Raw genomic sequence first — 5615 nt, 5'->3', positions numbered from 1 at the left:
GGTCACTGGTTCGAGCCCAGTTGGAGGAGCAAATAATTCACCCCCTTCTACTAGCGTTTATGCTGGTGGGAGGGGGTTTCTGCGTTTTCGTCTATACAGTCGTTTGCAGCCGTTTACAGCGGTTTACGGTGGCGCATGTCGTGGGATTGTCGTGGGATTTTGGGGCCTCGACGGTATTGGTGTCACCACCCCTAAAATGTGACCACTAACACACGTCAACCCGCTTGACTTGTAAACCGTAGTGACTATACTTAGGGGTGTAAGGCAGAGAGCACAAAGAAAAGGACAAGAACAATGACCACCTACACCACCTGGAACGAAGCAGTACAGCGCGAAATCATCGAACCACTCGGCGAGTACGCCAACGAGCACGACGTGGACACTATCGCCGACGCCCTCATCAAGACCGAAGGCGAAGGTTTCTACCTCGACGAGGATGCCGACTTCTGGGGCATCGTCGAAGCCAACGCCCTCTAACCCAGCAGCCCGGACGGTCACCATGCGGGGGTTCGACTCCCCCGCCGGGCACCAAGAAACACCAACCACAACCAGAAAGGAACCGCCATGACCACCATCAACAATCTGGCTGAAACTCTCCACTACATGCTCGACATGGACACCGACGCCGCCGAAGACGCACTCCGCACCTACATCACCCAGCTTGAAGAGCTGGAGGGGCGGGACATTGACGAGGACGAGCTCAGAGACGATGACGCTGACTTCCTCATCGGTGCTGTGAAGTCCGCCCGCAACGCCGGCGACCTAGGACAGCGCCAGCTCGCCACCCTCGAAGAAGCTGCCGCCGACTACCAGGACGCCGCCGACACCGCTGACGCCCTACGTAGTGAGCGTGACAAAGCAATCCGTGCTGCTATTGCTGCTGGGGCTAGCCAGGCCAGCGTGGCCCGCGCCGCCGGGGTGTCCAAGCAGGCCATCAGCAAAATGGTGCAGCGCTAATGAACGTCGGGGACAAAGACGGGCATGGCCGGTACGGCATCATCGACGGAGATGATGAGCGCATCCTGTGCCACGAGTGTGGGCGTATGTACAAGTCCCTCGCGGCGCATGTGGCCATTACCCATGAGGTGACCGCTGACGAGTACAGGGAGAAGCACGGCATCCCCCAAAAGATTCCCTTGGTGTCGCCGGAGGTCAGCGCTAAGCAGTCGAAGAAGGCGAAAGCCCGCGTGGGGTCTGAGGGGTGGAAGAAGTTTGAGGCGAAGCGTGACCCCACTGCCGCGTCCCACGCCCGCGACGAGTCTGCTTTCAAGCGCCGGGGCGTGGACATCGAGGTCCATGCGCAGCGTGCACGGCAGAATATCAAGGGGGCGAAGAAGAGGATTCGACCCTGTGTGGTGTGTGGGCGTCCCCCGATGAAGACACGGATGGTGGTGCCTACATGTAGTGAGCTGTGCGCCAGGATTAACACCTATCGGTCACACAAAGGTGGGGAGCGGTCGGCACGATGGTGGCGTATGTGGGAGGAGGGTGAATCCTGGTCTGCGATTAGCCGGATGAATGGGTGCTCGCATACTAATGTGCGGTGGACTGTGCGCCGCTGGCAGGAGCACATGTCTGATGTGCGTGAGCTGGTGCAGCGCTCCCCTGGTGTGGAGCTGCAAGCGTGGGAGCGGGATAACCTATAAAACGCAGAAAAGGACCCCCACCCCGCTGTGGGGTGAGGGTCAAACTTCAAAGACTTTCACAAGCCTAGTTGGTGTCGGGGTAGGTGCTTATCTTCCACTCCGGGTACGTCATCATCGGCGGCGGTGGCAAAGTAATGTCCTTCTCCACGGCCCAGAACTGGAGCTTGCGCCAGTACCCAGCCACGTAAAGCTGATACTCGTGGTGGCTTTTGTCCTTGGCGCGTAGCTCCCCCACTTCCTCATCCAGGCGCTGAATCGTCTCCTCCATCCGGTCGAGGCGGCGCGCATCACTGGCCTCATCGGCGGCGATCGCTGCCTGCTTGTGGCGGGTGAGAGCCTTGCCGGCTGCGCCTATGATGCCGCCGTAGTTCTCCGCCGCCTTGGAGAACAAACCCGAGACGACGGCGAGGATAATAGCGATGGAGAGGAAGAACCCCAGCGGGTTCTTGGAGCCGGATAGGAACGTGAGGATTTCGTCAATCTGCACTATGCTCCTTCCGGTTTTTCGCGACTGCCATGCGGACGGTGAGCGCCCAGGCGATGACTCCCCAGATGAACGCGGCACTGAGGTACAGGGTGAGATACCGCCAGTCGTCTATCGTGTCATCTGCGTAAACGTTGTCCACAACCATGAGGGCGAAGGCGATGTAGATAGCCGCCGACAGCATTGCGCCCGAGCGCACGACATTATCCCGCTTAGTGACCAGCCCCACCGTGATGACCAGGGCGGCGATAACGCATGCCAGCCCCCAGGCGAAGGCCGGGCCAATACTGTCTATCTCGAACACGCCGGTTCCGGGCCTGCTGTCACCGAACAGGTAGTCCAGCCCGCGTGACGCCTCTTGGAAGGCGAGCGCGGCGATAATGAGCCGTAGGGTGCGGGTCACGGCTACTCCCCCGCTGTGGTCGGCCCGGTATAGACCGGCAAGGGTGGGGCCGTAGCCTCGGCCTGCGCCACCTCCGCCTGCTCCGCCAATCGCGGCGCCATGGAAGGCGTCACACCATCCACCGTCAAAGCGTTCAGCAGCGTGGTCAGGATGAAGCCCACACCACCAGCGACGAAGATAAACCACTCCGGGGAGTCTGTCAGCACGACAGGGAGGATACCTGCCAGCCACGCCAACGCTTGCAGCACCAGCATTATCGTGCCCTTGCGCCGCAGCCACCACGGCTGCGCCACCAACTCCGCGGCCACCGCACCAGCCAAATACTCGCCCACCTCAGTGAGCATTGGTGAAGGTCGTGTCATCGCTTGCCCTCCAGCTTCTTCTCAAGGCGTGCCACATCGGCGCGCAGCGCCGCCACCGCGTCGACCAGTGTGAGGTTCTGGCCCTTGTCGTTCTGCCCGAGCTGCGGCCAGCCCTTGCCCTTCGGGCCGCGTAGCTGCGTCCATACGTCCTGTAGGGCGTCAATCTGGGGGCCTAGGTAGCCCGAGATGAATGTGGTGATTTGTGAGTAGAGATTGCTCACGTCTTCCTCCTCCTCCTTTTGCTGTCCTGTGAATAGTGCCTCCAGCTGTGCCCTGCTGCCCCTGAAGGCGTTGATGTCTACCGCGTGCCCGGCCACTAGGGCGTTGCTGCCGAACTGCCACAGGGCGGGCTTTTGATTGCCGAGCGGGTAGTCCCATTGGCGGTGCTGGTAGCCGGGGTAGATTTCGCGGGGCTTGCCCCTCGGGTTGGCGCCGTAAGCGGCTACCCAGAACGCCCCGAACTCGTGGCTGTCCGGCTCACTCGGGCTAATGCGCCCCTCCCAGTAGGGCACATAGGAATACACGCCGATAACGCGCACGCCCCGGCGCTCAAACTCAGCCTTGCACTGGCGGATGTGGTCAACATGAAGGCCCGCGTTGGTCTCCACATCAATCCACATCGGGCGCTTCGCATCGCCCATGACCTCCAGGGAGGCCTGCACCTGCTGCTGAATCGTCGTACCCTCCGACGGGTTACGGAGGTAGTGATACGCGGCGGTGAGCATCCCCGCGCCCTCAGCATCATCCAGGTGCGAGCGGTAACAGCGATCCTTGTAGGTGCCGTCCGTGGTGCGGATGATGGCGAAGTCGATACCCTCGAGATTCGCATGCTTGAGGCTCATTCCGTCCTGGTGCTCACTAACGTCAACGCCAAACAATGTTCCCGCCTCCGGTTTCAACTTGGTCTGATTGGTGGGCCGAGACTCGCCCGGCCACTTCGCGCCGCGCAGCACTTCCTGCGGGTCGAGAATTGTTTGCCCAAGCACACGGCGGGCTGGGGCCACCCATGAGTAGCGGTACACCTCAATGTGCAGGTGAGGTGCCACACCTCCGTTAGTACGTGAATCGGGGTTGATGCGACCGATACGCTGCCCTTCCCGCACCCGCTGCCCCACCGTCACCTCGGGGATGATGTGCCCATAGACGGACTCATTGCCGCCGACGCTGGCGGGGTGGTCAAGGCGAATCCACTGCCCGAACCCCGAAGCAGGGCCAGCCGCGATGACCGTGCCGTCCTTGATTGCGTAGATGGGCTTGCCGCCTGAGCCACCAGCCACGCCGTAATCTACTCCCCAGTGGGTAGTGCCCCATCGTGGGCCAAGCGGCGAGGTGACCACGAAGCCCTTAGGCACCGGCATTGTGACCATGATTGTGCTCCCTTCCAATATGAGAATCCCCCACCAACCGGGGCGGTCAGCAGGGGTTGGGGTTTACGTGCGCTGGAATAGGCTGGGTGACTCAGCGGGTGGCCAGTAGGTCTGGGTGGTGTGGGCGCTGAGCACGCGGTACGTCACGCCCTCGTACTCAATGAGGTCGCCCTCCTCCACCGGAAGCTCCGGGGCGAAGGGGATAGCACCAGGCGTGGCGGTGTTTTCACCCGGGGCGGTGGGGTGCACCTGCTGGGTGATGTCGCGCCAGATGTGCTCGTCGACGCCGTGTGCGCCTGGCTCCCAGGCATTAAGCCCGGGGTGGGTGGACTCCCAGAAACGCTGGTTGTGGGTAATAACATTGGTCTTCGCGTACATGCGCGAGTGGTCGGTGAGCGGGTTCTCCCACGCGGGCACCTTGTCCGGCGCTGCGATAGCCTCCTCCACGGTGACGGCCTTCGGCTTGTCTAACTTGCCCGCTTCTTGTAGCTCGGCCACCAAATCGGCTTGTGCTTGCTCAACGGCGGCTTGCGCGGCACGACGTTCACGCTCTGGGGTGACTACCCAGGCCAAAAGCTCCTGAAACTGAGCGTCGTCTAGCCGCCGGATTGCTGCGGTGATTTCATCAGGTGTCATAAATGTTCCTCCATAAACGTGAGCGTCCCCCTAACCACGGGGCGGTCAGAGGGTCGCACAGAAAGCTGGTTGTCTACTCGGTCAGGACTTTTTTCCACGGCCCCCACGATGAGCCGTAGAAACCTCGGAAGTACAAGGCGCGGGAGTTATAGACGGTGTAGCGCTGGTACACCATCTGTACGCCTGGCGGGGAGATGACTTCGAGTAGGCCAGCTTGTGCCTCCGGGTAGCCATTATTTACGTCTGTGTTTCTTGACAGAGCTTGGTGATACACGCCGGTGGTAGTGAGGTTGTCCAGGTGTTCGCTGCTCCCTAGATCGGTTAGCGGCTGACTGATGCGCTTAAGCGCCACGGCGACCACCACCCAAGACGGCTACAGTCTGGTGATCTTCAGCACTCCGTTGTACTGGCAGTACAGTTGCTTGTCCTCGGTGTACTCCACCACGGCTGGGGGCGTGATACTGCCCTCGTTTGTCCACGGCGAGCGGTTGTACTGGGCGACATTTGGCGGCCCCTCGATGAGGTAGGTGCCTGCTTCGAGAGTTATAGAGGTTTCCCCAGTCGTTACCCATGTTTGATTCTTGCCGGTGGGGGTGCGCCAACCGGAATCGCCGGTAAGGGTGAATGCCGCCACGTCGCGGCTGGTGCCGATTTTGCGTAAAGCCATTTAGCACCACCCCCACCAGCGCCAAAACCCTGCAATTACGCAGGGGGGGG

10 protein-coding genes are annotated in these 5615 nt (G+C 61.1%); 3 read left to right on the top strand and 7 right to left on the bottom strand.

The features are described 5' to 3' along the window. Positions 1-294 precede the first annotated feature (294 nt). The 3 genes from HMPREF2978_RS00480 (at position 295) to HMPREF2978_RS00470 (ending at position 1646) form a co-directional block, all read left to right on the top strand. Positions 295-477: a hypothetical protein gene (locus HMPREF2978_RS00480; protein WP_070743385.1), complete on the top strand. Its 183-nt coding sequence runs from the start codon at positions 295-297 to the stop codon at positions 475-477. Between the two features lie 87 nt (positions 478-564). After that, entirely contained in the window at positions 565-957 is a 393-nt protein-coding gene (locus HMPREF2978_RS00475) for a hypothetical protein (protein WP_070743381.1), read from the top strand. After that, positions 957-1646 (top strand): MucR family transcriptional regulator, encoded by a 690-nt coding sequence (locus tag HMPREF2978_RS00470; RefSeq protein ID WP_070743379.1) that lies wholly within the window; start codon positions 957-959, stop codon positions 1644-1646. Before HMPREF2978_RS00475 ends, HMPREF2978_RS00470 begins: the two co-directional genes overlap by 1 nt. Before the next feature lie 64 nt (positions 1647-1710). Here HMPREF2978_RS00470 and HMPREF2978_RS00465 read toward each other — a convergent pair whose 3' ends face one another. From HMPREF2978_RS00465 to HMPREF2978_RS00435, 7 genes are all read right to left on the bottom strand, one after another. Further along, positions 1711-2133: a hypothetical protein gene (locus HMPREF2978_RS00465; RefSeq protein ID WP_070743377.1), complete on the bottom strand. Its 423-nt coding sequence runs from the start codon at positions 2131-2133 to the stop codon at positions 1711-1713. Next, positions 2123-2533: a hypothetical protein gene (locus HMPREF2978_RS00460; protein ID WP_070743374.1), complete on the bottom strand. Its 411-nt coding sequence runs from the start codon at positions 2531-2533 to the stop codon at positions 2123-2125. Before HMPREF2978_RS00460 ends, HMPREF2978_RS00465 begins: the two co-directional genes overlap by 11 nt. Before the next feature lie 2 nt (positions 2534-2535). After that, positions 2536-2895, bottom strand: a complete 360-nt coding sequence (locus HMPREF2978_RS00455) for a hypothetical protein (protein ID WP_070743372.1) — start codon at positions 2893-2895, stop codon at positions 2536-2538. Further along, positions 2892-4262 (bottom strand): GH25 family lysozyme, encoded by a 1371-nt coding sequence (locus tag HMPREF2978_RS00450; RefSeq protein ID WP_070743370.1) that lies wholly within the window; start codon positions 4260-4262, stop codon positions 2892-2894. Before HMPREF2978_RS00450 ends, HMPREF2978_RS00455 begins: the two co-directional genes overlap by 4 nt. A 63-nt stretch (positions 4263-4325) precedes the next feature. Then, complete coding sequence (locus HMPREF2978_RS00445; protein WP_070743368.1) at positions 4326-4898, bottom strand: carbohydrate-binding protein; 573 nt, start codon at positions 4896-4898, stop codon at positions 4326-4328. 73 nt (positions 4899-4971) lie between these two features. Next, positions 4972-5250: a pyocin knob domain-containing protein gene (locus tag HMPREF2978_RS00440; protein ID WP_246818702.1), complete on the bottom strand. Its 279-nt coding sequence runs from the start codon at positions 5248-5250 to the stop codon at positions 4972-4974. Positions 5251-5271: 21 nt separating this feature from the next. Next, positions 5272-5565, bottom strand: a complete 294-nt coding sequence (locus tag HMPREF2978_RS00435; protein WP_070743362.1) for a hypothetical protein — start codon at positions 5563-5565, stop codon at positions 5272-5274. Between the last annotated feature and the right edge of the window lie 50 nt (positions 5566-5615).

This window comes from Corynebacterium sp. HMSC074C01 (assembly GCF_001814605.1).
Taxonomy (GTDB): Bacteria; Actinomycetota; Actinomycetes; order Mycobacteriales; family Mycobacteriaceae; genus Corynebacterium.
This window is presented reverse-complemented; position numbering and strand designations above follow the sequence as displayed.

Bases quoted from the DNA above. Each gene is read 5' to 3' on its own strand.
- HMPREF2978_RS00445 (WP_070743368.1), bottom strand. From the start codon at position 4,898: ATGACACCTGATGAAATCACCGCAGCAATCCGGCGGCTAGACGACGCT.
- HMPREF2978_RS00475 (WP_070743381.1), top strand. From the start codon at position 565: ATGACCACCATCAACAATCTGGCTGAAACTCTCCACTACATGCTCGAC.
- HMPREF2978_RS00470 (WP_070743379.1), top strand. From the start codon at position 957: ATGAACGTCGGGGACAAAGACGGGCATGGCCGGTACGGCATCATCGAC.
- HMPREF2978_RS00435 (WP_070743362.1), bottom strand. From the start codon at position 5,565: ATGGCTTTACGCAAAATCGGCACCAGCCGCGACGTGGCGGCATTCACC.
- HMPREF2978_RS00455 (WP_070743372.1), bottom strand. From the start codon at position 2,895: ATGACACGACCTTCACCAATGCTCACTGAGGTGGGCGAGTATTTGGCT.
- HMPREF2978_RS00450 (WP_070743370.1), bottom strand. From the start codon at position 4,262: ATGGTCACAATGCCGGTGCCTAAGGGCTTCGTGGTCACCTCGCCGCTT.
- HMPREF2978_RS00480 (WP_070743385.1), top strand. From the start codon at position 295: ATGACCACCTACACCACCTGGAACGAAGCAGTACAGCGCGAAATCATC.